The organism is Streptomyces sp. NPDC042371 (assembly GCF_056437465.1).
The window spans coordinates 129,190-129,391 of record NZ_JBWKAP010000014.1; positions in this window are offsets into that span (position 1 = coordinate 129,190).

Here is a 202-nt window from a genome sequence, read left to right on the forward strand (position 1 = left end):
ACGCGGGTCACGGCACACGGGGCACGGGCCGCGGGCCGCGGCTCACGGAGCACGGGTCACGGCACGCAGATCCCCGATCGCGGCACGCGGCACACGGCTCACGGAGCACGGGCCGCGGGCCGCGGCTCACGGAGCACGGGTCACGGCACGCAGATCCCCGATCGCGGCACGCGGCACACGGCTCACGGAGCACGGGCCGCGG